Genomic DNA, 24,976 nt, shown 5'->3' on the forward strand with positions numbered 1-24,976 from the left:
GAGGTCCGGGATAGGGGGGTCCCTGATTAAAAGCTCAGGGACCCGTCATTAAGCGACGCTTGACGACAGCTCGCGCGCCGTGCTTCCCCACCGACTGACCCGCTTGTAATGAGAAGGTCGTGGGTTCGATTCCCACAGGCGGCTCCCTCTCCCGTCATCCGCGACGTCCCGGCCGGATCCGCGAGTTCCCGGCCTCATCCGCGGCGTCCAGGTCGCGTCGAACTCGCGTCGCTACCCTGTTGCGGATGACCGACACGCCTCCTCCCCGCCGTCGCCGCACTCTCGTGGTCGCCGCGGTGCTCGTGGCCGCCGTGCTCGGTGGCGGCGCCTTCGGCGTGGGGACGGCCCTCGGCAGCGCCGCGGAGCCCGGGGCGCTGCCCGTCGCCTCGACCCCGACCGCCACCGCGACTCCCGCACCGACGCCGACGGCCACGGCGCGGCCCACCGCCGAAGCGGCGGCCGAGGCGCTCCGCACCTGCTCGGTGGCGGGGCTCGCCGCCGACCCGCGCCTGGGCTCGATGCAGGCGCGTGTGGTCGAGGCCGCGACGGGCGAGGTCCTGTTCGACCGCGGGGGCGGGACCGCGTCCCGCACCGCCTCCGCCCTCAAGATCCTCACGGCCGCGTCGGCGCTCGCGGTCCTCGGCCCGGACACGCGCATCGCCACCACCGTGGTCCGCGGGAGCGAGCCCGGAAGCGTCGTCCTCGTCGGCGGGGGAGACCTCACCTTGACCCGGCTCCCGACCGGCCGGGAGTCGACCTACGCCGGAGCGGCCCACCTCGACGATCTCGCGGCGCAGGTCGAGAGCGCCTGGGAGGCCGACCCCTCCACCGCCGGGACGCCGATCACGTCGCTGGTGCTCGACTCCTCCCTCTACTCGGGCGAGACCTGGCAGCCGAGCTGGAACCGCAAGGAGCAGGTCGACGGCTACATGCCCGAGATCACGGCGCTCCAGGTGGACGGCGATCGCGAGGACCCCACGGCCTCGACCTCCGAGCGCGGCACGGATCCGGTCGGCCGGGCCGGAGAGGCGTTCGCCGACGAGCTGGACGGCTCGCCCGTGGTCTCCACCGGGACCGCTCCCGCGGGCGCCGCGGTTCTCGGCTCGGTCGAGTCGGCCCCGGTCGGCACGCTCGTGCAGCAGATGCTGCTCGTCTCCGACAATGCGATCGCCGAGATGCTCGCGCGGCTCGTCGCGATCCGCACCGGCGCGGGCAGCGACTTCGCTGCCGAGCAGGCCGGTGTGCTGCAGGGGCTCGCCGGTTACGGTGTCGACACGTCCGGGATCGCGATCGTCGACGGCTCCGGCCTGAGCGACGACAACGCGGTCGCGCCGGCGTACTTCACCGAGCTGCTCCGGAAGGTGCAGGCCCGCGAGGGGCAGCTGGGGATCCTCCTGGACGGCCTGCCGGTGTCGGGCCGGACGGGCTCGCTCTCCTACTCCGACCGCTTCGCCGGCGACAACGCCGCGGCCGACGGCGCGGTGCGGGCGAAGACGGGCTGGATCGACACCGGCTACACCCTGGCCGGCGTGGTCACCGCGGCGGACGGCACCGAGCTGACCTTCGCGGTCTACGCTCTCGGCGACGTCTCCGACTCGGCGAAGACCGCGATCGACACTCTCGTGACGGGCGTCTACCGCTGCGGATCCTCGCTCTCCGACTCCTGACCCGGGCGGGTCGACCTCCCGCTCCTCCTCGCCACCTCCTCCCGGAAGGCCCACGATGACCACCGCACTCCTGATCGTCGACGTGCAGAACGACTTCACCGAGGGCGGCGCGCTCGCCGTCACAGGCGGCGCGGCCGTCGCCCGGGGAATCACCGAGCATCTGGCGGCGCACGCCGACCGCTACTCCGCGGTGCTGGCCTCCCGCGACTGGCACGAGGGCGATTCCGACAACGGCGGCCACTTCGCGGTGGAGCCGGACTTCGTCGACAGTTGGCCCGTCCACTGCGTCGCCGGCACGGACGGCGCGCGGTTCCACCCGGCACTGGACACCGCTCTGATCGACGTGCAGATCCTCAAGGGGCAGGGCCGCCCCTCCTACTCGGCCTTCGAGGGCACGACGGAGGCGGGCGAGGAGCTCGGCGCCGTGCTCGCGGAGCGGGGCGTCACTGCGCTCGACGTCGTGGGACTCGCGACCGACCACTGCGTGCGCGCCTCGGCGCTCGACGCGCGACGGGCGGGGCTCGAGGTCCGCGTGCTCCAGGACCTGGTCGCAGGCGTCTCCGAGGAGGCGAGTGCCGCGGCGCTGCGCGAGCTGACGGAGGCGGGAGTCCGCGTCGAGCGGTCCGTCTGAGGGCTCGTCCCTCCACAGGGCTCACGGAGGCGCAGGTCCTCGCGGCTCCCGGCGACCCCGCCCCCGGAGCGATCGCCCGTCCTACACTGGGAGGACGAGAAGCTCCTCCCGGCGCGGTCTGCGCGCTCCGATCCGAAGAAGTGGTTCCCTCCTGTGACTGATTCCGTCGCGTCCCGCGCCGCCGAGACCGCTCTGCTCGCCCGCATCCCCACGCAGCTGCTGATCGGCGGTGAGTGGGTGGACGCCTCCGGCGGCGGCTCGATCGACGTCGAGGACCCGGCCACCGGAGCGGTCCTGGTCTCGATCGCCGACGCGACTCCGGAGGACGGGGTCCGGGCGCTCGACGCCGCCGTCGCCGCCGGTCCGTCGTGGGCCGCGACGGCGCCGCGGAAGCGGGGCGAGATCCTCCGGCGGGCGTTCGACCTCCTGCAGGAGCGCACCGAGGAGTTCGCGCTCCTGATGGCGCTCGAGATGGGCAAGCCGGTCGCGGAGGCGAGGGGCGAGGTCGTGTACGGCGGCGAGTTCCTCCGCTGGTTCAGCGAGGAGGCGGTGCGCATCAGCGGACGCTACGGTGTCTCGCCCGAGGGCAGCGGCCGGATGATCGTCTCGCAGCACCCGGTGGGCCCCTGCTACCTGATCACCCCCTGGAACTTCCCGCTCGCGATGGCGACGCGGAAGATCGCTCCGGCGCTGGCGGCGGGCTGCACCGTCGTCGTGAAGCCGGCCGAGCTCACTCCGCTCACCACGCTCGCCTTCGCGGCGCTGCTCGCCGAGGCGGGGCTCCCCGACGGCGTACTCAACGTGGTCACCACGTCCTCGGCGGGAGCCGTGTCGGCTCCGATCCTGTCGGATCCCCGCCTGCGGAAGGTGTCCTTCACCGGCTCCACTCCCGTCGGGCGCACGCTGCTGCAGCAGGCGTCCGAGAACGTGCTGCGGACCTCGATGGAGCTGGGCGGCAACGCGCCCTTCGTCGTGTTCGAGGACGCCGACCTCGACCGGGCGGTCGAGGGCGCGATGCTCGCGAAGTTCCGCAACATCGGCCAGGCCTGCACGGCCGCCAACCGCTTCTTCGTGCACGAGTCGATCGCCGAGGAGTTCGCCGCGCGGATCGTGGAGCGCGTGCGCGCTCTGCGCGTCGGCCGCGGCACCGAGGACGGGGTGACCATCGGCCCGCTGATCGACGAGCGCGCGGTCGAGAAGGCGTCCGCGCTGGTGGAGGACGCCGTCTCCCGCGGCGCGCGCCTGCTCACCGGCGGCGATCGGATCGAGGGGGCCGGCCACTTCTACCGGCCGACCGTGCTCGCGGGGGTCGACCGGGAGAGCGAGATCCTGCGCACGGAGATCTTCGGCCCGGTGCTCGCGATCGTGCCGTTCACCGACGAGGACGACGCCGTCGAGCTCGCCAACGACACCGAGTACGGACTGGTGTCCTACGTCTTCACGCGCGACCTCGCCCGCGGTCAGCGGATGATCGAGCGGCTCGCCACCGGGATGATGGGCCTCAACGTCGGCGTGGTGTCGAACGCGGCGGCGCCCTTCGGCGGGGTGAAGCAGTCGGGCCTCGGCCGCGAGGGCGGACTCGAGGGGATCCACGAGTACCTCAGCACCAAGTACACGCTCACCCCCGACCCCTTCGCCTGATCCGGTGGAGCGGATCGAGGTCACCGCGCTCGACGACCCGAGGCTGCGCGACTACGCCCACGCCACGGACGTCGCGCTGAAGAACGCCCGCGGCCCGCACGGCCTGTACATCGCGGAGTCGGCGCTCGTGCTCGAGCGTGCGCTCGCCGCCGGGCACCGGCCGCGCTCGGTGCTCGCCCTCGGCGGATCGGCAGGCGAGGCCGAGCGCCTGGTCGGCTGCTTCGACGTCCCCGTCTTCACGGGCCCGGGTGAGCTCCTGGCCGAGCTCACCGGGTACACCCTGCACCGCGGCCTGATCGCGGCGATGGACCGGCCCGTGCTGCCCGACCCGTCCGACCTGCTCGCGGGAGCGCGCCGCGTCGTCGTGCTCGAGGACGTGGTCGACCCGACGAACGTCGGCGCGATCTTCCGCTCCGTCGGGGCCATCGGAGCCGATGTCGTGCTGGTGACGCCGCGCTGCTCCGATCCGTACTACCGCCGCGCCATCCGCGTGAGCATGGGAACGGTCCTCCAGGTGCCCTGGACACGCGTCGGCGACTGGCCGTCGACGCAGCGGCTCCTGCACGGAGCGGGCTTCACGATCGCGGCGATGGCTCTGACCCCGGAGGCGGTGCCCCTGCGGGACTTCGCCGCCCGCGCTCCGGAGCGCGTCGCCCTCGTGCTCGGCACCGAGGGGCAGGGTCTCACCGCCGACGCGCTCGCCGCCGCCGATGTCGCCGTCCAGATCCCGATGCGGCACGGGATCGACTCGCTCAACGTCGCTGCGGCGTCGGCGGTCGCGATGTGGGCGCTCGCCGAGCCCTCCTGACAGGCGCGCCTGTGCCCCGTTGGGGGTGCCACTGGGGCGTGAGAGCGCGCCCAGCGCTCGCCGGAAGCATCGACTGCGCTACCGTGGCCGCACTCCTGCCCGCAGCCGTCACGAACGAGGTCGTCCATGCTCCTGCGCACGACGCTCCGCCCGCCCGTCGCGCTGCTCGTCGGAGTCGCGCTCGCACTGAGCCTCACCGCCTGCTCCGGTCCCGCCGCGGAGGTGCCGGACGGGTCCGTGCGCGACTCGGGCTCCGTCGCGACCGCCGCCCCGGCGCCCACCGGCACAGCCGATCCCGAGAGCGGCGCGCGCATGACCCGCCTGATCAGCGACTGCCTCGCCCGCTACGGCCTGAGCGACCGGCCGCCGCTCGCGAGCCCGCTTGCGGAGGAGGAGGTCCGCCTGGCGGCGCAGCGCGCCCGTGACGCCTACGACGCCACCCTGACCGACTGCTCGGCGCAGGCGCTCGCGTCCGGAGAGCCGAGCAGTGATCCGACGGGGGAGCCCGGCAGCGAGCCGACCGACGAGCCCGACGCCGACTCCACCCCCGCTCCGGCGGGCTGACCGTGCGACTCGAGGGGACGTCCGCGCTGATCGCGGGGGGAGCATCCGGACTGGGAGCCGCGACGGCGACGGCGCTCGACGCCGCAGGAGCGCACGTGGTCGTGCTCGACCTGCCGCACGCGGTGGAGGCCGCGCGTCTGCCCGCCTCCGTGCAGCTGATCGCCGGGGACGTCCTCGATCCGGACGCCGTCTCGCGCGCCGTGGCGGCGGCGGGGGAGCTGCGCGTCGCCGTGAGCTGTGCGGGCGTGGCCACACCCGGGCGGCTGCTCGGACGCGACGGGCCGCTGCCGCTCGAGCAGTTCGACCGGGTGCTGCGGATCAACACGACCGGGACGCTCAACGTGCTGCGCCTCGCCGCGGCGTCGATCGCCGAGCGGGAGCCGATCGATGGGGAGCGGGGAGTCCTGGTCACGACCGCCTCCGTCGCCGCCTTCGAGGGGCAGATCGGACAGGCGGCCTACGCCGCGTCGAAGGGAGCCGTGGCGGCGATGACCCTGCCGCTCGCGCGCGAGCTCGCGGCCCGGCTCGTGCGCGTGGTGTCGATCGCACCGGGCACGTTCGACACGCCCCTGCTCGCCGGGCTGCCGGACAAGGCCCGCGAGGCGCTCGGCTCGGCGACGCCGCATCCGGCCCGCCTCGGACGCCCCGAGGAGTTCGCGGCCCTGGTGCGGCACATCGTCGAGAACCCCATGATCAACGGCGAGACCATCCGGCTCGACGGGGCCCTGCGGCTGCCGCCGCGCTGAGGGACGAGCGGGCGCAGGCTGCTGGTCGAGACGTGCGGGCGTCTCGAGACGCCGCTGCGCGGCTGGTCGACCGGCATGAGGCGGCGGCGGTCGCGAGACGCCGCTGCGGCGCCCGTCAGACGAGCAGCTGGTGCTTGGCGAGGTCCCGGTAGAGCGGCGTCGACTCGACGAGCTCGGAGTGGGTGCCGACTCCCACGACCTCGCCCTTCTGCAGCACGACGATGCGGTCGGAGTCGACCACCGTCGACAGGCGGTGCGCGATCACCAGCAGGGTCCGGTTCTCGGCGACCGCGTCGATCGCCAGGCGCAGGCGCTGCTCGTTGAGGCCGTCGAGGCTCGACGTGGACTCGTCCAGCAGCAGGATCGGCGGGGCCGCCAGGAGCGCGCGGCCGATCGCGAGGCGCTGACGCTCGCCGCCCGAGAGCATCACTCCGCTCTCGCCCACCGGCGCGTGCAGGCCGAGCGGGTTGCGCTCGAGCACGTCGGTCAGGTTCACCGCCTCGAGCACCCGGAGGCAGTCGGCGTCGTCGGCGTCGGGGCGGCCGAGGACGAGGTTCTCGCGGATGGTGCCGGCCAGGACGGGGGCGTCCTGCTCGACGTAGCCGATCTGCGCGCGGAGCGCGTCGCGGTCGATGGCCGTGATGTCGACACCGCCGAGTCGGACGACGCCGGCCTCCGGGTCGTAGAACCGCTCGATGAGGGCGAGGATCGTGCTCTTGCCCGCTCCCGACGGCCCGACCAGGGCGGTGCGCTTGCCGCGCGGCACGGTGAAGGAGACGCCGCGCAGGACGGTGCGGTCGCGCTCGTCCGCCACGGCCGCCGCGTCGGGCACGGCGCCCTCCTCGTAGGAGAACACCACGTCCTCGAAGGAGATGGCCTCCTCCGCCACGCCGGCGCCGAGGCCGCCCGCGGAGGCGTCGCCGTCGCCCTCGATCGGCAGGTCGATGATCTCCTGGATGCGGCCGAGGGCGCCCAGCGCCGAGTTCACCGAGGTGATGGCGCCGATGAAGTTGCCGAGCGGCATCACCATCATGAAGAGGAAGAGGATGAACGAGACCAGCTGGGCGATGTCGATCGCGCCGGACGCGACGCGGTAGCCGCCGACGCCGAGGACGGCGAGGAAGGCGACCTGCATGGCGATCCCCGCCACCGGCACCACGAGGGCCGAGACGTGCGCGACGCGGATCCCGAGGCGGTACGCCTCCGTCGCGTGCTGGTCGACGACCGCGATCTCGCGATCGGTGGCTCCGGCGGCACGGATCGTCCGGACGGCGCTGATGGCGCGCTCGACGGCCGCGGCCAGATCGCCGACCTTCTCCTGCGCCTTGCGGCTGGCGGTGCGGATGCCGCGGCCGAGGGTCAGCGCGAGCCCGAGGGCCACCGCCACCACCGCCACGATGATCAGCAGCAGCACCCAGTCGATGACGGCCATCGCGATGATCGCGCCGACGAAGACGAGGGAGCCCGCGATCGAGTCGACGAGCCCCTGGGTCAGCACCGCGCGCAGGAGCGTGGAGTCGGAGCCGACGCGCGAGACGAGGTCGCCGGTGCGGCGCGCGTCGAACTCCCGGATGGGGAGGCGCAGCAGCCGCGCGACGAGGCGGCGGCGGCTCGAGAGCACGATCCCCTCGCCGGTGCGCTGGAGCAGGTAGTGCGCGAAGCCCGAGATCAGCCCGGAGGCCACGACCAGGCCGACGAGGGCCCACACCAGCGGGCCGAGATCGAGACCGGACTGGACCCGGGTGATGACCTGGCCGACGAGCAGGGGCTGGCCGAGGCTCGCCGCCGCTCCGAACAGGCTGAGGACCACGACGACCGAGAGGATGCCGCGGTGCTCGAGCAGGTAAGGCACGAGCTGCGAGAAGGAGGCGCGGGGTCCGTCGTCGCGGGAGGGTCGTCGTCCGCCGCGCCGGGAGGTGGTGGTGCTCATCGCCGTCCATTCTGCCCCGTCGTCGCTGCGAGCAGGCCGCCAGAGGGCGGGCCCGGTGCTCAGGGAGGGAGCGGAGACGCGGACGGCCCGCCGGGGGATCCCGTCGGGCCGTCCTCTGCAGGGAGTCCTACGAGACGTTGTCGTGGTACGACGCGTTCTTCGTCTCCTTGGAGAGCAGGAGCGCGATCAGCGTCAGCACGGCCGCGGCGCTGAGGTAGAGGCCGACCAGCACGGTGCTGCCGCCCGCCGCCCTCCAGAGCGCGACCGCGATGATCGGCGCGAGGGCCGCTCCGAGGATCGATGCGAGGTTGTACGCCATCGCCGAGCCGGTGTAGCGGACGTTGGTCGGGAACAGCTCGGGGAGGACGGCGCCCATCGGGCCGAAGGTCAGGCCCATCAGCGTGAAGCCGAGGATCAGGACGGCCATGACGCCCGCGAAGCCGGCGCTGAACAGGGGCACGAAGAGCAGGCCGAACACGAGGATCGCCGCGGTCACCACGAGCAGCGTCCGCCGGCGGCCGAAGCGCTCCGCGAGCGGGCCGGAGACGAGCGTGAAGATCCCGAAGAACACCACGCCGACGATCAGCATGACGAGGAAGTCGTTGCGCGTGTAGCCGAGGCCCGGAACCGCGCCGTCGACGGGTGAGGTGCCGTAGGTCAGCGTGAACGTGGTCATCAGGTAGAAGAGCACGTAGGTCGCCAGCATGATGAAGGTGCCCAGGATGAGCGGGCGCCAGCTGGTGACGAAGACGCGGGCGAGGGGCAGCTTGGCGACCTCGCCCTTCTCGACGACCTTCTGGAACGCGGGCGTCTCGACGAGCTTGAACCGCACGTAGAGCCCGATGATCACGAGCACGGCGCTCGCCAGGAACGGCACGCGCCAGCCCCAGGCCGCGAACGTCTCGTCGCTCATCGTGCTCGCGAGCACCAGGAACAGGACGTTGGCGACGATGAAGCCGATCGGTGCGCCCAGCTGCGGGAAGGTGCCGTAGATGGCGCGCTTGCCGGCCGGTGCGTTCTCGGTCGCGAGCAGCGCGGCTCCGGACCACTCGCCGCCGAGGCCGAGGCCCTGGCAGAAGCGCATCACGACGAGCAGGAACGGAGCGAGGAACTCCCAGCCGGGCGTGAGCGCGGTGGGCAGGCAGCCGATCAGGAAGGTCGCGACGCCCATGGTGAGCAGCGAGGCGACGAGGGTGCCCTTGCGGCCGATGCGGTCGCCGAAGTGGCCGAAGATGATCGACCCGATCGGGCGCGCGATGAACGCGACGCCGAAGACGGCGAAGGAGGCGAGGAGGGCCGTGGCCGGGTCCTCGTTGACGAAGAAGAGCGACGGGAAGACCAGGACCGCGGCGGTCGCGTAGGCGTAGAAGTCGTAGAACTCGATCGAGGTGCCGATGAGGCTGGCGAGGATGACGCGGCCGCGGGAGTTCTGCGGGGCGGCTGCTGGCGCGTCGGAGACGGCGGGAGAAGACATGAGGGAGAGGCTCCGTGTGGACGGCGACTCCCCCTGAGCCGGCGGGGCGGGGCGTCGATCGGGCGTCGCGGACCGCTGGGGCGAGGGGGAGGAGAGAGGGGTCGCTCGTGACGACCCGACCACTTTACTCCGTGTTCTCCCAGGTTCGTGTGCGGGCGGCCCCAGGACGGGGGCCGCCCGCAGTGGTTCAGCTGCGCAGCGAGCGGAGGAGCAGAGCGGTCGAGACCGCCGCCTCGGCCGCCTCGCGCCCCTTGTCCTCCTTCGAGCCGGGAAGGCCCGCGCGATCGATGCCCTGCTGCTCGGTGTCGAGGGTGAGCACGCCGAAGCCGACCGGCTTGCCCGTCAGGATCGAGACGGTGGTGAGCCCGGAGGTGGCGGCGTCCGAGACGTACTCGAAGTGCGGGGTGCCGCCGCGGATGATCACGCCGAGGGCGACGACCGCGTCGGCCCCCGCCTCCAGGGCCGCCTTCGAGGCGACGGGCAGCTCGAACGAGCCGGGCACGCGCACGAGCGACCAGGACGCTCCGGCCTCGTCGAGGGCTCGGCTCGCTCCGGCGATCAGGCCGTCGCTGATCTGCTCGTGCCAGGTGCCCGCGATGACGACGACGCGCAGTCCCGCGCCGTCGAGAGGGGAGGTGGTGGGGGCGCCGCTACCGGCCATTGCTACTCCTTCGTGGTGGCGCCGGCGATCCCGGCGTCGAGGGCGAGGCCGGAGATCCCGGCGTCGAGGGGGTCGTGGTCGAGGACGCTGTCGAGGGTGTGGCCCATGCGGTCGCGCTTGGTCTCGAGGTAGCCCTCGTTGAAGGCGCCGATTCCGACGACGAGCGGCACGCGCTCGGCGACGACGATGCCGCGGTCGGTGAGCTGGCGGACCTTCTCGGGGTTGTTGGTGAGCAGGCGCACCTCGGTGAGGCCGAGGTCCTCGAGGATCCCGACCGCCGCTCCGTAGTCCCGCGCGTCGGCGGGGAGCCCGAGGGCGAGGTTCGCGTCGAGGGTGTCGAGTCCGTCCTCCTGCAGGCGGTAAGCGCGCAGCTTGTTGATCAGGCCGATGCCCCGGCCCTCGTGCCCGCGGAGGTAGACGACGACGCCGCCGTCCCGCTGGATCGTGTCGAGGGCGGCGTCGAGCTGGGGTCCGCACTCGCACTTCAGCGAGCCGAACGCCTCGCCGGTCAGGCACTCGGAGTGCACGCGCACCAGTGCGGGCCGCCCCGCGGCGACCTCTCCCGCGAGGATCGCGACGTGATCCGCTCCGGTCTGCCGGTCGCGGTAGGCGCGGATGCGGAACGGGCCGTGGGTGGTCGGCACCGTGGTCTCGACCTCGAAGCTCACGCGCGCGCTCTCCGGGACCGCGACCGTGACGGGCACCTCCGCGTCACAGTGGAACTCCTGCAGGTACGCGATGAGGGCCGCGACCGTGGTCACCGGCACGCCCTCGCGCTCGCCGAGAGCGATCAGCCCGGGCAGCCGCATCATCTCGCCGTCCTCGGCGACGATCTCGGAGATCGCGCCCACGGGGTACAGGCCGGCGAGCTTCATCAGGTCGACCGCCGCCTCCGTGTGCCCGTCGCGCTCGCGCACGCCGCCGTCGACGGCGCGCAGCGGCAGGATGTGGCCGGGGCGGTTCAGGCGGGACGGGGTCGCCTCGGGGTCGGCCAGCACGCGGAGGGTGTGCGCGCGGTCGGAGGCGCTGATGCCGGTGGAGAGCCGGTCGGCCGCGTCGACGGACAGCGTGTAGGCGGTGCCGCGCGGGTCCTCGTTCTCGACCACCATCAGCGGCAGGGCGAGGCGGTCGGCGATCTCGTTGGTCATCGGCGCGCAGATGAACCCGGAGGAGTGGCGGACCATCCAGGCGATCGTCTCCTGGCTGGCGAGCTGGGCCGAGACGATGACGTCGCCCTCGTTCTCGCGGCCCTCGTCGTCCGCGACGATGATCGGGCGCCCGGCGCGCAGCGCCTCGACGGCCTCGGGGATGGTGGCGAGGCTCATGAGCGGGCCTCCGCGATCGAGCGCAGCGCGAGCATCCGCTCGACGTGGCGGGCCAGGACGTCGGTCTCGATGTTGACCTGATCGCCGATCGCGCGCGCGCCCAGCGTGGTGACGGCGAGCGTCTCGGGGATCAGCGAAACCTCGAACCACTGCTCCGGCTCGGCGGCGGGGCTGATCGCCGAGACGGTCAGCGAGACGCCGTCGACCGCGATCGAGCCCTTGTCGACGACGAGCGGAGCGATCTCCGCCGGCAGCGAGAACCGCAGCACCCGCCAGGCCTCGCCCGGTGCGATCGCGAGCAGCGTCGCCGTGCCGTCGATGTGGCCCTGGACGATGTGGCCGCCGAGCCGGTCGCCGACCAGCGCGGCGCGCTCGAGGTTCACGGGGTCGCCGACGCCCACGGTGTCGAGGGTCGACATCCGCAGGGTCTGCGCCATGACGTCGGCGGTGAAGCCCTGGTCGGTGTGCTCGACCACGGTGAGGCAGACGCCCGAGACCGCGATCGAGTCGCCGTGCCGCACGCCCTCGACGGCGAGGGGCCCGCGGATGCTGAGGCGGATCGCGTCGGCGCCCGCCTCGACAGCGGTCACGACGCCCTTCTCCTCGATGATTCCGGTGAACATCAGTGGGTCTCCATCTGCAGGGCGTGGGGGAGGCGGGCCGGGGTGCCGGCACCGCCCGCGGGGAGGACGTCGGGGCGCGCGGTCACGAGGAGGTCGTCGCCGAGGATCTCGACCGAGCGGAGGGAGAGGCGCCGGGCCCCGCCGATGCTCTCCACGCCGAGGTCGCCGAGCGCGAGGCGGGGGCCGCCGAGGAGCGCGGGCGCGAGGAACACGAGGTACTCGTCGACCAGTCCGTCGGCGACGAGCGCGGAGGCGAGGGTCGGTCCGGCCTCGACGTAGACGCTGCGGATCTCGGCGGAGTAGAGGTGCGCGAGGACCGCGGCGAGGTCGCGGGTGCGCTCGACCACGACGGCGCGGGGGTGCTCGTGCAGGCGGGCGCCCGGCGGCACGGGGCGCGTGCCGACGACGACGGGTACCGGCTGGTGGGCGAGGAGCTCGCCTCCGTCGCCGCGGGCGGTGAGCGCGGGATCGTCGGCGAGGACGGTCCCGGTGCCGACGAGGATCGCGTCGTGCGCGGCACGCTGCTCGTGCACGCGCTGCCGGGCCGCCGCTCCGGTGATCCAGCGGCTGCTGCCGTCCGCCGCCGCGGTGCGGCCGTCGAGGGTCGAGGCCCATTTGAGCGTGACGAAGGGGCGGTGCAGGCGGGTCGCGGTGAGCCACGGGTGGAGGAACTGCTCTCCCTCCTCGGCGAGCACGCCCTCGATCACCTCGACGCCGGCCTCGCGGAGGGTGCGACCGCCGCCGGCCGAGCGCTCGCCCGGGTCCGGCACGGCGTAGACGACGCGGGAGACGCCCGCCTCGATCAGGGCGCGGCTGCAGGGACCCGTGCGCCCTGTGTGGTCGCACGGCTCGAGCGAGACGACGGCCGTCGCGCCCTCGGCGGCGCCCGGCGCGACGTGCGACAGGGCGTCGACCTCGGCGTGCGCGGTGCCGGCTCCGTGGTGCCAGCCCTCGCCGAGGACGATGCCGTCGGGCGCGAGGATCACGCAGCCCACGCGCGGGTTGGGTCCGCGGGCGGGCCCGCGCTCGGCGAGCGCCAGCGCCCGGCGCATCGCGTGCTCGTAGTCGATCGTCATTCCCGGTTCTTCCGTTCGTCGCCGAACTCCGGGGTCTCGATCGACGGTGCGCGGGCACCGTCGCTCAGCATCGCGCGGTGATGCGCGACGCTCGTGCTGCCTCTCCTCCGGACTTTCACCGTCGGTCCTGGAGTTCCACCAGGTCAACCGCCGCCCCTCTCGAGGGGCTGCGGCTCGCGGACTGTGACCGCCGGTTCGGAATTCCCACCGACCCCGGAGCACGTGCTGTCCGGTCAGCCTACCCACCCGCCGCCCGGCGGGAGCCCCCGCGCGTCACACTCCCGGCGCACGGTCGGCTCCGTGCGTCCCGGAGCCCGTCGGCGCTGCGGTCGCCCGTCGTCTCCGCACGGTGGACGGCCGCGCTGCGTCCCCTCCGTCGATCACTCATCGTTTGCCGTAGATGTCGGTTGCATCCCAAATTGGATAGTCCGATCGTTCGACTCCGGTTGGCGTATACCGGCCGGGCTGGTCAGACACGGAATGTCCTCCACCGGCGACGGAGATTTTCGCCGCTCAATGGCGCGACGAGAATCTCCGTCGATCGAGGCTCCGAGGTCAGCTCTCCCGCTCCTCCGCGCGCATGCGCCTCCTAGCGCGTCGAGCTACCTCCACGGTAAAAGCAGTGAGGACCAGTCCCGTTCCAGGCCCGACGAAGGGCGTGAGAACGGCGCGTGCATCGGTGAACCAGAACAGAAGCAATAGAACCGCTGTACCGCCGAACAGCAGAAGCGCCAATCCTCCAAGGATGGGATTGCGCAATTCTCGGCGCATCGCCCGACTGAGATCGTGATCAGAGGCCATTGAATCTCCTTCGCTGTTCTTCGCGCGCTCTAACAGCGCTGGATGACCGGGTGCAGAGAGCCACCTATAGTGAGGTAGCGTGCGCCGAGGCACTGGCCAGAGTTGTTCGCTTGAACTGCGGCGACGTGGAATACGGCGCCGTAAGCGCCGCACACCGCTCCGAGGGGGGCGAATGCGGCCGTCATTGATCCGCACAGTAATCCTGCCGCTGCTGCGGTAGATTGCGACGCGGTTTTCGTCGCGGTTCTGTTGAGCATGATTGTACAGAATGCGATGTCACAGGCGAGGCTGGGGTCGGCGACCACGGGATAGGATGCGCCCGTGTGATGCACTCTCTGCACCAGCGTGCCGCCGTCGATCGAGAAACTGGTCCTGACAGGAGCGCCGGTGGAATCTGAGGCCCAGGCCGGATTTATGAAGTTGACGGTCCGTCCGTGTGAATCCTTCACCGCAACCGAGTGGTCGATGAACTCAAGGATGGCGGGTTCTCCATCCACGGTCACGTCGAATCTGTAATCAGATGGGGCTGCCTGGTCCTTGATGAGAGCAAAGCCCGCATTGAGAACATGGCCTGCCCCTGTGAACGCGTAATCGTAGGAGTCGCTCATGTTGTAGACGAGCGCGCCTGAAGGCCCGACGCTCGCCGATCGGACAGCGGTTCCTGGAGTGATGCCGACGCTGTGGTTCCTGTATTCGACCGTGAGGCCGGACTTCGTCGAGAGGGAGCAGCTCGGCTCCAGGTGCTCTGATTCGGAGCTTAGTCGAGCGGCGCGTTCACTGGAGGCGGCGATAGGCGTGAGCAAGCCGAAAGATTGCATTGTCGATTCTGCTGTTCGGGTCGCTGTGACGACTCCCGGATCGGCCGTCGCAGGTGTCGCCATATCTGTAAAGAAAGAAAGTACGGTGCCCATGAGCAGCGCTCGAACCGATCTTCTGGTGCCTGGCAAGAACATCTCCTTCTCTCAACGTCATCTTTGACACCAGTCACAATTGCAGGGTTATCGCAGATCATCAATGATCGGGCGGGTTCCAGAAGTCCGATGGCGCGTTCGGAGGACCATTCGCCTAATGGTGTCCTTGGCGGGTCGCTCTCGTCGAGTCCCGCGCGACGGAGGGCGCTCGGTTCAGTTCCGGTGCTCGTCCACCCAGCGCGGGAAGGGGTCCGCGTACTCCGCCCAGGCGGCGGGGCCGGCCAGCAGCTCCTCGGGGGTGAGCAGGCAGCTCTGCAGGACGGCGGTCAGCCTCCCGGTGTCCAGGCCCGTCCCGAAGAAGGCGAGCTCCTGGCCGAGAGGCGCGTCCTCGTCCCAGCTGAGCAGGCTGGTCGGGTCCAGCGTCAGCACGTCGCCGGCGACCGACCACGAGCCGACCCGGTCGGCGCGCGTCGCCAGGCGCACCAGGCCGCGGGAGCGGAGGATGCGGCCCACCTTCTCCGCCACCAGCTCCCCGTGGACCGCCGTGCTCAGGCGGCCGGGGTGGAAGGGCAGCGGATCGCGGAACACGAACTCCTCGACGGTCGTGCCCGAGGCGCGGCGCCGCGAGGTCCCGTTGAGGGCGCACTGCCAGCCCATCGAGGAGGCGATCGCGTGCGCGCGCCGGGGGTGGAGCCTCCGTGGCGCCGCCGGGAGCTCACCGGCGGGGAGGAGATCGGCGGTGGGGGCGAGTGCTCGCAGGAGGTCGCGGACGAGTGCGGTCCGCTCGGGGTCGCTCTCGGAGAGGGGCTCGGCGAGGGCGACGAGGCTCGAGAACTCCAGGCGGGCGGCGAGGCGCTCCGCCGAGTCGAAGGAGGGGCCCGCGCCGCCGCAGAGCTCGCGCAGGATCTCCTCCGTCGACGTCACGGCGACCACGTCGAGGATCGCGATGCGGGTGTCGGCGGGATGCCGCTGCGCGCAGAGGTGCTCGAGCACGAGTCCGATCTCGAGCGGGTCGGCCTGGCCATCGAGGGCGACGACCGTGTGACCGCGGTGGCCGTCGTCGGCGTCGGCCGCGAGGCGCCGGTGGAGCTCCTCGGCGAGAGCGGGACCGTCGGCGCCGGGCGGATCGACCTCGAAGGCGATCCGGGACTCGGGCCTGCCGGCGAGGAGCGCGGCGGTCCGCCCGGCGTCCTGGGGGTCGGTCGCGCTGACGAGGGTGACGGCGAGGACGGGGGCAGCGGGGTGGTGGGGCTCCATGGACCGCTACTCTATCGATAACAGTTCTCATTAACGACAGGAGCATCCGTGAAGGTCCGCAACTCCCTCAGGTCGATGAAGGCGCAGCCCGGCTCGCAGGTGGTCCGCCGCCGGGGCCGCGTCTTCGTGATCAACAAGCTGAACCCGCGCTTCAAGGCCCGTCAGGGCTGAGCGCCGACGGGAGGGTGCGAGCCCTCCCGTCGCGCACGGCCTCAGTGCTCGTCGTAGTGGCCGGCGTGAGCGGCGTGCTTGTGGCCGTCGTGGACGAAGTCCACGTGGTCGTCGTGCTGCACGGTCTCGTGGCCGCAGGCGTCGCCGTGCTCGTGGTCGGCGGTCGAGTGCTCGGCCTCCGACTCGTGCTCGTCGTAGTGGTCGCCGTGCAGGGCGTGGTGGTGCGTGCCGTGGACGTAGTCGACGTGGTCCTCGTGCTGCACGGCCGGGTGGCCGCAGCCCTCGCCGTGCCCGTGCTCGGTGACGGGGTGCTCGGCGTGGAGATCGGTGGTGCTCATGGTGCTGCCTTTCCGGATGCGGGGGCCGCGGACGCGACGGGCTCCAGTCGACCAGATCCATAAACGCATTGCAATGGATGCGCCTAATCGAGAGCGATCATCGGAGGTCACCCCTCCAGGGCGTGCCGGACAGCGTCGTCGACGATGTGCGTGACGTGGGTGTCGGCGACGGAGTAGTGCGCCTCGCGGCCCACGCGCTCGACCGCGACCAGCCCGGCGGTGCGGAGCATCCGCAGGTGCTGCGAGACCAGCGGCTGCGAGAGCCCGGTCACCTCGGCCAGCCGCCCGACCGTCGACGTCTCCTCGGCGAGGGCCCGGAGCAGGCGCAGCCGGGAGGAGGAGGACAGCACCTTGAAGAGCTCGGCGGCGGGTTCGAGGTCCTCGGTCATCTGCTCATGTAAGCAGAGGTGCATGCGCCGTGTCCGCGCGGCGCCCCGCGCGCCTCCGGCTACCCTCGGTGCGATGGACGAGGACAGGTACGGGCAGGACGTGCTCGCCGGCGACTGGCGCGCCCGCGGCAGGGTCGAGGTGGCGGTGGTCGAGGCCGAGCGCGATCTGGTGGTCGAGGAGGTCGCCTCCGGCTTCGTGGGTGCCGTGCTCGGCGTGGAGCTGCGGATGGTGCGGCTGGAGGACCGGTTCGGCAAGGTCCGCGTGTTCCCGCTGGGGCCCGGGTTCCTCCTCGAGGGGAAGCCCGTGTCGCTGAAGGCGCCCGGGCTGAAGCGCGACGCCGGCCTCGGTCGCGCGCGCTCCGCCTCCGGCTCCTTCCACGTCGCCGACGCGAAGGCGCGGGTCGCCCTGCCCAGCCGCATCTACGTCGAGGGACGGCACGACGCCGAGCTGGTCGAGAAGGTCTGGGGCCACGACCTGCGGGTCGAGGGCGTCGTCGTCGAGTACATCGAGGGCGTCGACAACCTCGACGAGCTGGTGCGCGAGTTCCGGCCCGGTCCGGGGCGCCGCATCGGCGTGCTCGTCGACCACCTGGTGCGCGGCTCGAAGGAGTCGCGGATCGCCGAGCAGGTCGCCGCCGGTCCGCACGGCGCCCACGTCCTCGTCGTCGGCCACCCCTACATCGACGTCTGGCAGGCCGTGAAGCCCGGCCGGATCGGCCTGGAGCGCTGGCCCGAGATCCCTCGCGGAACCGAGTGGAAGCACGGGATCTGCAAGGCGCTCGGCTGGCCGCACGAGGAGCAGGCCGACATCGCGCGCGCCTGGCAGCGCATCCTCGGCCGGGTGCGCACCTTCCAGGACCTGGAGCCGGCGCTGCTGGGCCGGGTCGAGCAGCTCATCGACTTCGTGACGGAGCCCGCATGACCCGGCACGCGGGCCTCGGCCTCGCCCTCGACGCCGTGCTCGTCCTGGTCTTCGTGCTGATCGGCCGCGGGAGCCACGACGAGGGGTCGGCGCTGATCGGCCTGCTCACCACGCTCTGGCCGTTCCTGGCGGCGCTCCTGCTCGGCTGGGTCGTCACGCGCTCGTGGCGCTCCCCGGACCGGATCGTGCCCGCCGGGCTCGTCGTCTGGGCGGTGACCGTCGCGGGCGGGATGCTCCTGCGGATCGCCTCCGGGCAGGGCGTGCAGTGGAGCTTCGTGATCGTGACGGCCGTCGTGCTGGCCGTGTTCCTCCTCGGCCGCCGCGCTCTGACGCGGCTGATCGCCCGCCGGCGCTAGGCGGACCGGCGGCTCAGCCCACCCGCACCCCGAAGTGCTCCGCGAACAGCGGCAGCAGCAGGCTGAGCTGCAGCTCGGAGAGGGTGGCGCCGCGGAGGCCGTCCAGCCCGGTGAGCACGTGCAGCTCGGCGCCGCGCAGATCGAGGTGCTCGATCCGGGCCCGGGAGAGATCGAGGGAGCGGACGTCGCAGTCGACCAGGCGCAGCCGCGTGCCGGTCGCACCCGCCAGGTCGAGCTCGTCGATCGTGCAGCGCTCGAGCAGCACGTCGCGCACCGCGGCTCCGCGGAGGTTCAGGTAGCCGAGCTTGCAGTCGGCCACGCGCACCTGCTCCCAGGTGCTCTCGTAGAGCTCGGCCGAGCCCAGCCGCGAGGCGAGCAGCTCGACGGATCGGAGCCGGCTCCGCGGCGCCGAGAGTCCGGGGACGTCCAGCCGCTCGAGCCGCGACTCCGCGATCGACGCGGCCCGCAGCTGGGCGCCGTCCAGGACCACTCCCTCCAGCACGCACTCGCTGAAGGAGGCCGCGGTGAGATCGGCGCCGGTGAGGTCGGTGCCGGCGAAGCGCAGTCCTTCGGCGTGCTCCCGGGCGCCCGTGTCCCCGGCGTACCCCTCGGCGAGGCCGTCGAGGAGGAGGGGGTCGAGCCGGGGAGGAGCGGTCGCGTCGCGCACGCGGCGAGCCTAGTGCTGGCACCATGGCGGCATGCCCCGCCTGCTCGCCGTGTGCCGCGTCGCCCGCCTCCTGCCCGACTCCGGCACGGTCGGCGTGACCGCGATCGACAAGCGGCCGGTCGAGGGTCCCGTCGGAGTGCGCGACTTAGGCCTCTACGGCGACGTGCAGGCCGATCGCGCGCACCACGGCGGCCTCGACAAGGCGCTCTACGCCTACTCCGACGAGGACGCGGTCTGGTGGGCGGAGCGCCTGGGGCGGCCGGTGGCCGCGGGGATGTTCGGCGAGAACCTGCGGATCGCGGGCCTCGACGTGAGCGGAGCCGTGATCGGCGAGCGCTGGCGGATCGGCGAGGCGGTCGAGGTCGAGGTGACGATGCCGCGGACGCCGTGCGCGACGTTCCAACGGGCCCTCGGAGAGCCCCAGTGGGTGAAGCGCTTCGCCGACGAGGGGCGCACCGGCGCGTACCTGCGGGTGCTGCACCGCGGATCGGTGGAGGCGGGCGACGCCGTCGAGGTGCTGAGCCGGCCCGGGCACGGCGTCCCGGTCGACCGCTGGTACCGCGAGCACAGCCCGGCGGACGCGCAGGCGCTCCTCGAAGCGGAGGAGGCGGGCGCGCTCCGGCCGGCTCCGGCGCTGCGGGCGTCGATCGAGCGGGCGCTCGCCTGACCCGGTCTACTCCCCGCGCGCCTCGCGCTTGAGGCGGCGCTTGACCGCTCGCTCCGTGAGCACCGTCAGGTAGTCCTGCACGGGCCGGTCCTGCAGGTCCGCGAGCTCCTCGCGCACGAGCGGCGCGACCTGCTCCTCGGAGTGGTCGGGGAACTTCTTGCGCACGTTCGCGGTCACGTCGCGCACCACCTGGTCGAGATCGAAGTCGGTCGTCATGCGGAGATCCTGGCCCCTCGAGGTGAACAGGAGGGGCGCGGAGCCCGCGGCCCCGCGCCCCTCCTCCGTGCCGATGGTCAGCTCGCGGCGACGGCGATCTCGTTCGGCGTGACGTCGAGCTCGCCCGTGGCGACGACCTCTCCCGTGGTGAGGTCGACGGCGTGGATGCTGTCGGCGGCCGGGTCGGTCACGTAGGCGATGTCCCCGGCGACCGTGATCGCGGGGTGCGGGTCCTGCCACTCGACCGGGCTCTCCCAGGCGTCGACGACGGGGTAGGAGGCGGTCAGCTCGCCGGTCTCGGGGTCGAGGACGTGGATCGCGCCGTCCGAGGCGATCATGTACGCCAGGTCGTCGGGGCCGCGGGCGACGCCGCGGAAGGTGTACTCGACGCCCTCGGGCAGGTCGACGACGTCGAGGGTCTTCGCCTCGGTGTCGATCAGCGCCACGCGGTGCAGGAGGTAGCCCTCGGCGTCGCGGTCGTCCTTGTAGTCGCCGACGATGATCGGGCTGGTCTCGCTGACCCAGGCGTTGCCCATGCGGCCGTACGGCTGGTCCGGAGCCTTGAGCTTCGTGATCTCGCCGCCGTCGTAGACCAGGGCGCCGTTCTCGCAGCCGAAGACGACGACCTCGTTCTCGGCCGTGCCCTCTCCGTGGACTCCGGGGCACTGGTCGTTCGTGGCCGTCACGGCGCCGGAGGCGTCGCGCACCTCGATGCCGTTGCGCCCGTCGGCATCACCGACCGTGGTGAGGAAGGTGCCGTCCTCGAGGACGATCGAGACGCCGTGGTGCGCCTCGACTCCCGGGATGGTCTCGGTCTCGGGCATCCCGTCCGAGGACGCCAGGTCGGCGGTCTCGAGGACGGTCGTGTCGCTCGTGCCGTCGGCGTAGAGGACGGTCTTCCCGGCGTGCCGGACGACGTGGCCCGGGGTGTCCGCGGGGAAGACGATGTCCGTCAGCTCCGGCTCGCCGCCGGTGCCGGCGGCGGTGTCGAGGAGCTGGAACCCCTCGCTCATGGTGACCATGACGTGGCGGTCGTCGCCGGCGGGGTTGAGGCGGGTGAACTCCTCGGAGTCCATGTCCGCGACGGTCTCGAGGGTCTCGCCGTCGAGGACGAGGATGCCGCCCTCGTAGGCGACGGCGACGCGGGCGCCGGCGGCCGCCGCGGCCTCGGTGGCCGGTGCGGTGGACGCCGAGGACTCGGCGGCCGGGGTCGAGCTCGACGAGCAGGCCGCGAGGACCGTGATCGAGCAGGCGGCGATCAGGCCGAGGCCCGCCCGCCGGACGTGCGGATTCTGCATGGGTGCTTCTTCTTCCTGGTGGTGGATCGGAGGGCTCACGGGGAGAGCCCGGTGGCGATGCGCTGCGTGTTGACGCGCATCATGGCGAGGTAGTCGGGAGCGCCGCCCTCGGGCCCCGTCAGGGACTCCGTGAACAGCTCGACCACCTCCACGCGGATGTCGGCCTCGCTCGCGAGCGCCTGGACCAGGCGGTCGGGAGACGAGGACTCCGCGAAGATCGTGGGGACGCCGGTCTGCTCGACCGCGTCGACGAGATCGGCGAGGTCGGAGGCGGACGGCGCCGCGAGGGTCGTGCCTCCCGGGATGACGGCGCCGACGACGTCGAAGTCGAAGCGGTCGGCGAGGTACCCGAAGACGTGGTGGTTGGTGACGAGGGCGCGGCGCTCGGCGGGGATCGCGGCGAACGCCGCGGCCATCTCGGAGTCGAGCCGCTCGAGCTCGGCGCGGTAGCCGGCCGTCCGGTCCCGGACGGCGGCCGGATCGACGCCGTCGAGCGCGGCGAGCACGGGCCCGAGGGAGTCGACGACGTCGATCATCCGGCCGGGGTCCGTCCAGAAGTGCGAGTCCGGGCTCCCCTCCGCGTCGCCCTCGCTGTAGTCGAGGACGTCGACGGCGTCGCCGGCGACGAACGCGGGGACGTCCTCACCGGAGGCCTCGTCGAGGTGCTGCTGCAGGCCCTCTTCGAGTCCGAGCCCGTTCGAGACGACGAGGTCGGCGGAGCGCAGGCGCGCCGCCTCCTGCGCCGAGATCTCGAAGGAGTGCGGGTCGGCGTCGGGCTTCATCAGCGTGACGACCTGCGCCTCGTCGCCGACGAGCTCGCCCACGACGTCGCCGAGGATGTTGGTGGAGACGATGACGAGGGGCCTCTCGTCCTCCTCCGCGGACGTGCAGCCCGACAGGAGCAGGACCGCCGCGGCGGACGCGAGGGCCCAGCGGCGCCTCATCGGCCCGTCTCCGCCGTGAAGGCCGGCTCGGTGGCGGTCTCGAAGGTGCGGGCGAGGCGCGCGCCGTCCGCGTAGTCGATCTCGTGCAGCTTCCGCTCGGCGGGCGCGCTGAGGTAGGCCCGCTGCTGGTCGGCGATCAGGACGGGCCGCGAGCCGTCCGCGGTCGTGTCCGCGACGAGGGGCGCGGTCTCGGAGAGGACCGCACCGTCGGAGCCGTCGAGAACCAGCACGCGGCCGTCGGCGGCGAGGGCGAGGACGGTCTCGTCCGCGTCGTCCACCGCGGTGACCTGCGCCAGCGGGGCGGGAGAGGGGAGGAGGCTCCAGGAGCGCTCCCGGGTGTCGAGGAGCCAGATGCCCGCGTCCCCGGCGAGGCCGGCGACCGTGGGGCGGCCCTCGCGGTTGTCGAAGGAGGCGGCGGGTGGCGCGGTGGTGCCGGCGGGGTAGGGGATCCGCTCGACGACGAGCTCCTCGTCCTCGATCGACGCCAGGAGTGCGCCGTCGGAGCAGCCGATGACGGCGCCGACGCGGGTGGTGATCGTCCCGGCGGGGTCGGGGCAGGCCTCGCGGAGGCCCGTCGGCTCGCCGTCCGAGTCGTAGCCGGCGACGGCCGCTCCGGATCCGGACCCCTCGGTCACCAGTGCGGACGAGCCGACGGGCACGACCATCCCGGGTCCGGGCTCGACGTCCTTCCGGAACCGCTCGACGATCGCCCCCTTCGACAGCGCCTCGGTGTCGAGGAGGACCGCCTCGCCGGAGTCGGGGAAGAAGAGTCCGGTTCCGCCGGTGGTCGAGAGGTTCGTCGTGGCGACGACGGCCGTCCCGGAGCCCTCGACCGTGCCGATCAGGCGGGGGTCCGCGCGGTAGTAGTGGAAGTGGTCCACGTGGTCCCAGGTCCACACGCCGCTGTCGACCATCTCGACGCCCGCATCGGTCTGGGCGAAGAGGTAGCGGCCGTCGGTCGTCATCGCGCTCGGTGCGCCGATGGTGCCGAGGCCGGTGACCGTCTCGTCGAGGAGGTCGAGGTGCGACACGGCGCCCGACGGGTCGATCGACGTCAGCCCCAGGCGCGGCTCGGCGAGCTCGGCGGCGTTCGCGACGGCGCCGTGGCCGGAGCCCGTGTCGTCCGCGGCCGGCGCGGAGGCATCGGTCGAGCAGGCGGCCAGGCCCAGCGCGAGAGCGCCCAGGAGGACGGTGGAGGCGGTGGTTCGGGAGTGCACGGAGTCCTTTCGAGGGTGAGCGGGGGGAGGAGCGGTGCCGGCAGGGCCTCATGCGGCGACCGGCTGAGGGCCCGACCGGGACGCGAGGGCCGACGCGGCCGAGCGGACCGCCCAGGACACCGCGGCGACCGCGATGGCCGTGCCGGCGACCGAGGCGCCCGCGGCCGTGGCCGCGTGCCAGGAGACGAGCAGGCCGACGAGCACGGAGGCCGCGCCGAGGATCGACGCGAGCAGCATCCGGGTCGGGATGCGGGTGGTCCAGTGCCCGGCGGCCACCGCGGGAGCCACAAGGAGCCCGACGACGAGGAGCGAGCCGACCGCCTGGTAGGAGGCGACGACGGCGAGGGTCACCAGGCCGACCAGCGCGGCCTGAGCCGAGCGCGGACCGAGCCCGAGCACCGCGGCGATGCGCGGATCCAGCGCCAGGGCGACGAGCGGGCGGTGGAAGGCCGCTGCGACGAGGAGGCCGGTTCCGGCGGCGGCGGCGAGCAGCCCGATGTCGACAAGGGTGATCGCGAGGATGTCGCCGAAGAGGATCGAGGTCGCGTCCGTGGCGAAGCTGCCCGAGTGCGAGATCACGATGACCCCCAGCGCCAGCATGGCGACGAAGAGCAGGCCGATGCTGGTGTCGTAGGACAGTCGTCCGCGCCGCTGCAGGGCCGCGATGCCGAGGCTCATCAGCACCGCGCTGGCTGCGCCGCCCACGAGGACGGGCGCGCCGAGCACCGTCGCGAGGGCGACGCCGGGGAGCATCCCGTGGGCGAGCGCCTCACCGAGGAAGGCCATCCCGCGGAGGACCACCCAGGTGCCGACGACGCCGCAGAGGACCGCGACGAGGACGCCGCCGAGGAGGGCGCGCTGGAGGAAGTCGAGAGCGAACGGCTCGAGGATTCCGGCGAGGAGGCTGGGCATGGTGCCCGACCGTACACGATAATGAGAACAGTTATCACTCCTGTACGCTCGTCGGGATGGACGTCTCACCCCTGCCCGAGCCCCCGGTCCGCCTCCGAGGCGCTCACGTCGACTTCGGCTCCCGCCGCGCTCTCGCGGGGGTCGATCTCGACGTCGCCGCGCGCTCGCTGACCGTGATCGCCGGGCCGAACGGCGCCGGCAAGTCGACGCTTCTGGAGGTGATCGCGGGAGTGCGTCCACTGACGTCCGGCACGCGGGACGTCACCGGAGCGATCGCCTTCGTGCCGCAGCGGGCGTCGATCCCGGACCGCCTCCCGGTGACGGTGCGCGACGTGGTCGCGGTGGGCACCTGGGGTCGGCTCGGCCGCCTCCGCCGCAGCGACGCGCGCGCGGCGGACGCGATCGCCACCGCGCTCGAGCGGATGGAGATCGCCGCGCTCGCCCGGGAGCCCTTCGCGGTGCTCTCCGGTGGTCAGCGGCAGCGGGCGCTCCTCGCCCAGGGGCTCGCCCGCGGGGCCGGCCTGCTGCTCCTGGACGAGCCCACCACCGGCCTCGACTCGGCGAGTGCGGAGCGGATCCGGTCGGTCCTGCGCGCGGAGGCGGACCGCGGCGCGACGGTGGTCTGCGTCTCGCACGACCCCGCCGTGCTGGCCGACGCCGACCGCGTCGTCGGACTCGTCGACGGGGCCCTCGCTCCGGCGGACCGATCCGTCACCCGGGGCCCGTGAGGCGGGGGCACACGGGCCGTCCGTGACGGATCGCAC

28 protein-coding genes and 1 riboswitch are annotated in these 24,976 nt (G+C 72.7%); of the genes, 11 read left to right on the top strand and 17 right to left on the bottom strand.

What is annotated here, in order from left to right; translation table 11 throughout:
• Positions 1–245 precede the first annotated feature (245 nt).
• The 6 genes from dacB (at position 246) to C5D09_RS06445 (ending at position 6,057) form a co-directional block, all read left to right on the top strand.
• Positions 246–1,667: a D-alanyl-D-alanine carboxypeptidase/D-alanyl-D-alanine-endopeptidase gene (gene dacB, locus C5D09_RS06420; RefSeq protein ID WP_104268880.1), complete on the top strand. Its 1,422-nt coding sequence runs from the start codon at positions 246–248 to the stop codon at positions 1,665–1,667.
• A gap of 55 nt (positions 1,668–1,722) precedes the next feature.
• Entirely contained in the window at positions 1,723–2,298 is a 576-nt protein-coding gene (locus tag C5D09_RS06425) for an isochorismatase family protein (RefSeq protein ID WP_104262888.1), read from the top strand.
• A 153-nt stretch (positions 2,299–2,451) separates the two neighbouring features.
• Positions 2,452–3,939 carry an NAD-dependent succinate-semialdehyde dehydrogenase gene (locus tag C5D09_RS06430; protein WP_104260349.1) on the top strand — a complete coding sequence of 496 codons (1,488 nt, stop codon included), beginning with the start codon at positions 2,452–2,454 and terminating at the stop codon, positions 3,937–3,939.
• Between the two features lie 4 nt (positions 3,940–3,943).
• Positions 3,944–4,747, top strand: a complete 804-nt coding sequence (locus tag C5D09_RS06435) for an RNA methyltransferase (RefSeq protein WP_104268881.1) — start codon at positions 3,944–3,946, stop codon at positions 4,745–4,747.
• 126 nt (positions 4,748–4,873) lie between these two features.
• Positions 4,874–5,311, top strand: a complete 438-nt coding sequence (locus C5D09_RS06440) for a hypothetical protein (protein WP_104233723.1) — start codon at positions 4,874–4,876, stop codon at positions 5,309–5,311.
• A gap of 2 nt (positions 5,312–5,313) precedes the next feature.
• The gene (locus tag C5D09_RS06445) at positions 5,314–6,057 is read left to right on the top strand and encodes an SDR family oxidoreductase (RefSeq protein WP_104268882.1); all 744 of its coding nucleotides are present in this window, start codon (positions 5,314–5,316) and stop codon (positions 6,055–6,057) included.
• Positions 6,058–6,172: 115 nt separating this feature from the next.
• On the opposite strand, the gene C5D09_RS06450 is transcribed toward C5D09_RS06445, so the two are convergent.
• The 9 genes from C5D09_RS06450 to C5D09_RS06480 form a co-directional block, all read right to left on the bottom strand.
• On the bottom strand, positions 6,173–7,987 hold the full coding sequence (locus C5D09_RS06450; protein WP_104233721.1) for an ABC transporter ATP-binding protein: 1,815 nt from the start codon (positions 7,985–7,987) through the stop codon (positions 6,173–6,175).
• Positions 7,988–8,114: 127 nt separating this feature from the next.
• A complete protein-coding gene (locus tag C5D09_RS06455; protein ID WP_104268883.1) occupies positions 8,115–9,461 on the bottom strand; it encodes an MFS transporter in 1,347 nt (448 codons plus the stop codon).
• A gap of 187 nt (positions 9,462–9,648) precedes the next feature.
• Complete coding sequence (gene ribH, locus C5D09_RS06460; RefSeq protein WP_104250609.1) at positions 9,649–10,122, bottom strand: 6,7-dimethyl-8-ribityllumazine synthase; 474 nt, start codon at positions 10,120–10,122, stop codon at positions 9,649–9,651.
• Between the two features lie 2 nt (positions 10,123–10,124).
• Positions 10,125–11,447 (bottom strand): GTP cyclohydrolase II, encoded by a 1,323-nt coding sequence (gene ribA / locus C5D09_RS06465; protein WP_104247336.1) that lies wholly within the window; start codon positions 11,445–11,447, stop codon positions 10,125–10,127.
• Entirely contained in the window at positions 11,444–12,070 is a 627-nt protein-coding gene (locus tag C5D09_RS06470) for a riboflavin synthase (RefSeq protein ID WP_104268884.1), read from the bottom strand. The genes ribA and C5D09_RS06470 overlap by 4 nt, the downstream gene beginning before the upstream one ends.
• On the bottom strand, positions 12,070–13,146 hold the full coding sequence (ribD, locus tag C5D09_RS06475) for a bifunctional diaminohydroxyphosphoribosylaminopyrimidine deaminase/5-amino-6-(5-phosphoribosylamino)uracil reductase RibD (RefSeq protein ID WP_258066929.1): 1,077 nt from the start codon (positions 13,144–13,146) through the stop codon (positions 12,070–12,072). The genes C5D09_RS06470 and ribD overlap by 1 nt, the downstream gene beginning before the upstream one ends.
• Positions 13,147–13,237: 91 nt before the next feature.
• Positions 13,238–13,370, bottom strand: a riboswitch (FMN riboswitch).
• Between the two features lie 331 nt (positions 13,371–13,701).
• Positions 13,702–13,947: a hypothetical protein gene (locus tag C5D09_RS17105; RefSeq protein WP_146078468.1), complete on the bottom strand. Its 246-nt coding sequence runs from the start codon at positions 13,945–13,947 to the stop codon at positions 13,702–13,704.
• A gap of 29 nt (positions 13,948–13,976) precedes the next feature.
• The gene (locus tag C5D09_RS17110) at positions 13,977–14,894 is read right to left on the bottom strand and encodes a hypothetical protein (protein WP_146085615.1); all 918 of its coding nucleotides are present in this window, start codon (positions 14,892–14,894) and stop codon (positions 13,977–13,979) included.
• A 177-nt stretch (positions 14,895–15,071) separates the two neighbouring features.
• Positions 15,072–16,115, bottom strand: a complete 1,044-nt coding sequence (locus C5D09_RS06480) for a GTP-binding protein (protein ID WP_104262882.1) — start codon at positions 16,113–16,115, stop codon at positions 15,072–15,074.
• A gap of 48 nt (positions 16,116–16,163) precedes the next feature.
• On the opposite strand from C5D09_RS06480, the gene ykgO reads away from it, so the two are divergent.
• Positions 16,164–16,286 (top strand): type B 50S ribosomal protein L36, encoded by a 123-nt coding sequence (gene ykgO, locus C5D09_RS06485; RefSeq protein WP_104226896.1) that lies wholly within the window; start codon positions 16,164–16,166, stop codon positions 16,284–16,286.
• 41 nt (positions 16,287–16,327) lie between these two features.
• Here ykgO and C5D09_RS17800 read toward each other — a convergent pair whose 3' ends face one another.
• Together C5D09_RS17800 and C5D09_RS06495 are read right to left on the bottom strand one after the other, a co-directional pair.
• Entirely contained in the window at positions 16,328–16,624 is a 297-nt protein-coding gene (locus C5D09_RS17800; RefSeq protein WP_104247339.1) for a hypothetical protein, read from the bottom strand.
• A 107-nt stretch (positions 16,625–16,731) separates the two neighbouring features.
• Complete coding sequence (locus C5D09_RS06495) at positions 16,732–17,013, bottom strand: helix-turn-helix transcriptional regulator (RefSeq protein WP_104222235.1); 282 nt, start codon at positions 17,011–17,013, stop codon at positions 16,732–16,734.
• 73 nt (positions 17,014–17,086) lie between these two features.
• On the opposite strand from C5D09_RS06495, the gene C5D09_RS06500 reads away from it, so the two are divergent.
• Positions 17,087–17,935 carry a DUF3097 domain-containing protein gene (locus tag C5D09_RS06500; RefSeq protein WP_104268885.1) on the top strand — a complete coding sequence of 283 codons (849 nt, stop codon included), beginning with the start codon at positions 17,087–17,089 and terminating at the stop codon, positions 17,933–17,935.
• Positions 17,932–18,291, top strand: coding sequence for a DUF3054 domain-containing protein (locus tag C5D09_RS06505; RefSeq protein ID WP_104233715.1), 360 nt, complete (start codon positions 17,932–17,934; stop codon positions 18,289–18,291). Before C5D09_RS06500 ends, C5D09_RS06505 begins: the two co-directional genes overlap by 4 nt.
• Before the next feature lie 13 nt (positions 18,292–18,304).
• On the opposite strand, the gene C5D09_RS06510 is transcribed toward C5D09_RS06505, so the two are convergent.
• Positions 18,305–18,958 (bottom strand): pentapeptide repeat-containing protein, encoded by a 654-nt coding sequence (locus tag C5D09_RS06510; RefSeq protein WP_104233714.1) that lies wholly within the window; start codon positions 18,956–18,958, stop codon positions 18,305–18,307.
• A gap of 31 nt (positions 18,959–18,989) precedes the next feature.
• Between C5D09_RS06510 and C5D09_RS06515 the strand changes: the two genes are divergently transcribed.
• On the top strand, positions 18,990–19,625 hold the full coding sequence (locus C5D09_RS06515; RefSeq protein WP_104255826.1) for an MOSC domain-containing protein: 636 nt from the start codon (positions 18,990–18,992) through the stop codon (positions 19,623–19,625).
• Positions 19,626–19,631: 6 nt separating this feature from the next.
• On the opposite strand, the gene C5D09_RS06520 is transcribed toward C5D09_RS06515, so the two are convergent.
• The 5 genes from C5D09_RS06520 to aztB form a co-directional block, all read right to left on the bottom strand.
• Positions 19,632–19,841 carry a three-helix bundle dimerization domain-containing protein gene (locus tag C5D09_RS06520; RefSeq protein WP_104262881.1) on the bottom strand — a complete coding sequence of 70 codons (210 nt, stop codon included), beginning with the start codon at positions 19,839–19,841 and terminating at the stop codon, positions 19,632–19,634.
• A 77-nt stretch (positions 19,842–19,918) separates the two neighbouring features.
• Positions 19,919–21,139 (bottom strand): zinc metallochaperone AztD, encoded by a 1,221-nt coding sequence (aztD, locus tag C5D09_RS06525; RefSeq protein ID WP_104268886.1) that lies wholly within the window; start codon positions 21,137–21,139, stop codon positions 19,919–19,921.
• Between the two features lie 35 nt (positions 21,140–21,174).
• The gene (gene aztC, locus C5D09_RS06530; RefSeq protein WP_104250617.1) at positions 21,175–22,083 is read right to left on the bottom strand and encodes a zinc ABC transporter substrate-binding protein AztC; all 909 of its coding nucleotides are present in this window, start codon (positions 22,081–22,083) and stop codon (positions 21,175–21,177) included.
• Complete coding sequence (locus C5D09_RS06535) at positions 22,080–23,300, bottom strand: ABC transporter (RefSeq protein ID WP_104262879.1); 1,221 nt, start codon at positions 23,298–23,300, stop codon at positions 22,080–22,082. Before C5D09_RS06535 ends, aztC begins: the two co-directional genes overlap by 4 nt.
• A 48-nt stretch (positions 23,301–23,348) precedes the next feature.
• On the bottom strand, positions 23,349–24,212 hold the full coding sequence (gene aztB / locus C5D09_RS06540; protein WP_104262878.1) for a zinc ABC transporter permease AztB: 864 nt from the start codon (positions 24,210–24,212) through the stop codon (positions 23,349–23,351).
• Between the two features lie 56 nt (positions 24,213–24,268).
• Between aztB and aztA the strand changes: the two genes are divergently transcribed.
• On the top strand, positions 24,269–24,940 hold the full coding sequence (gene aztA, locus C5D09_RS06545; RefSeq protein WP_104262877.1) for a zinc ABC transporter ATP-binding protein AztA: 672 nt from the start codon (positions 24,269–24,271) through the stop codon (positions 24,938–24,940).
• Positions 24,941–24,976 lie beyond the last annotated feature (36 nt).

Origin of the sequence: Rathayibacter sp. AY1C9, assembly GCF_002932315.1 — a bacterium.
GTDB lineage: Bacteria > Actinomycetota > Actinomycetes > Actinomycetales > Microbacteriaceae > Rathayibacter.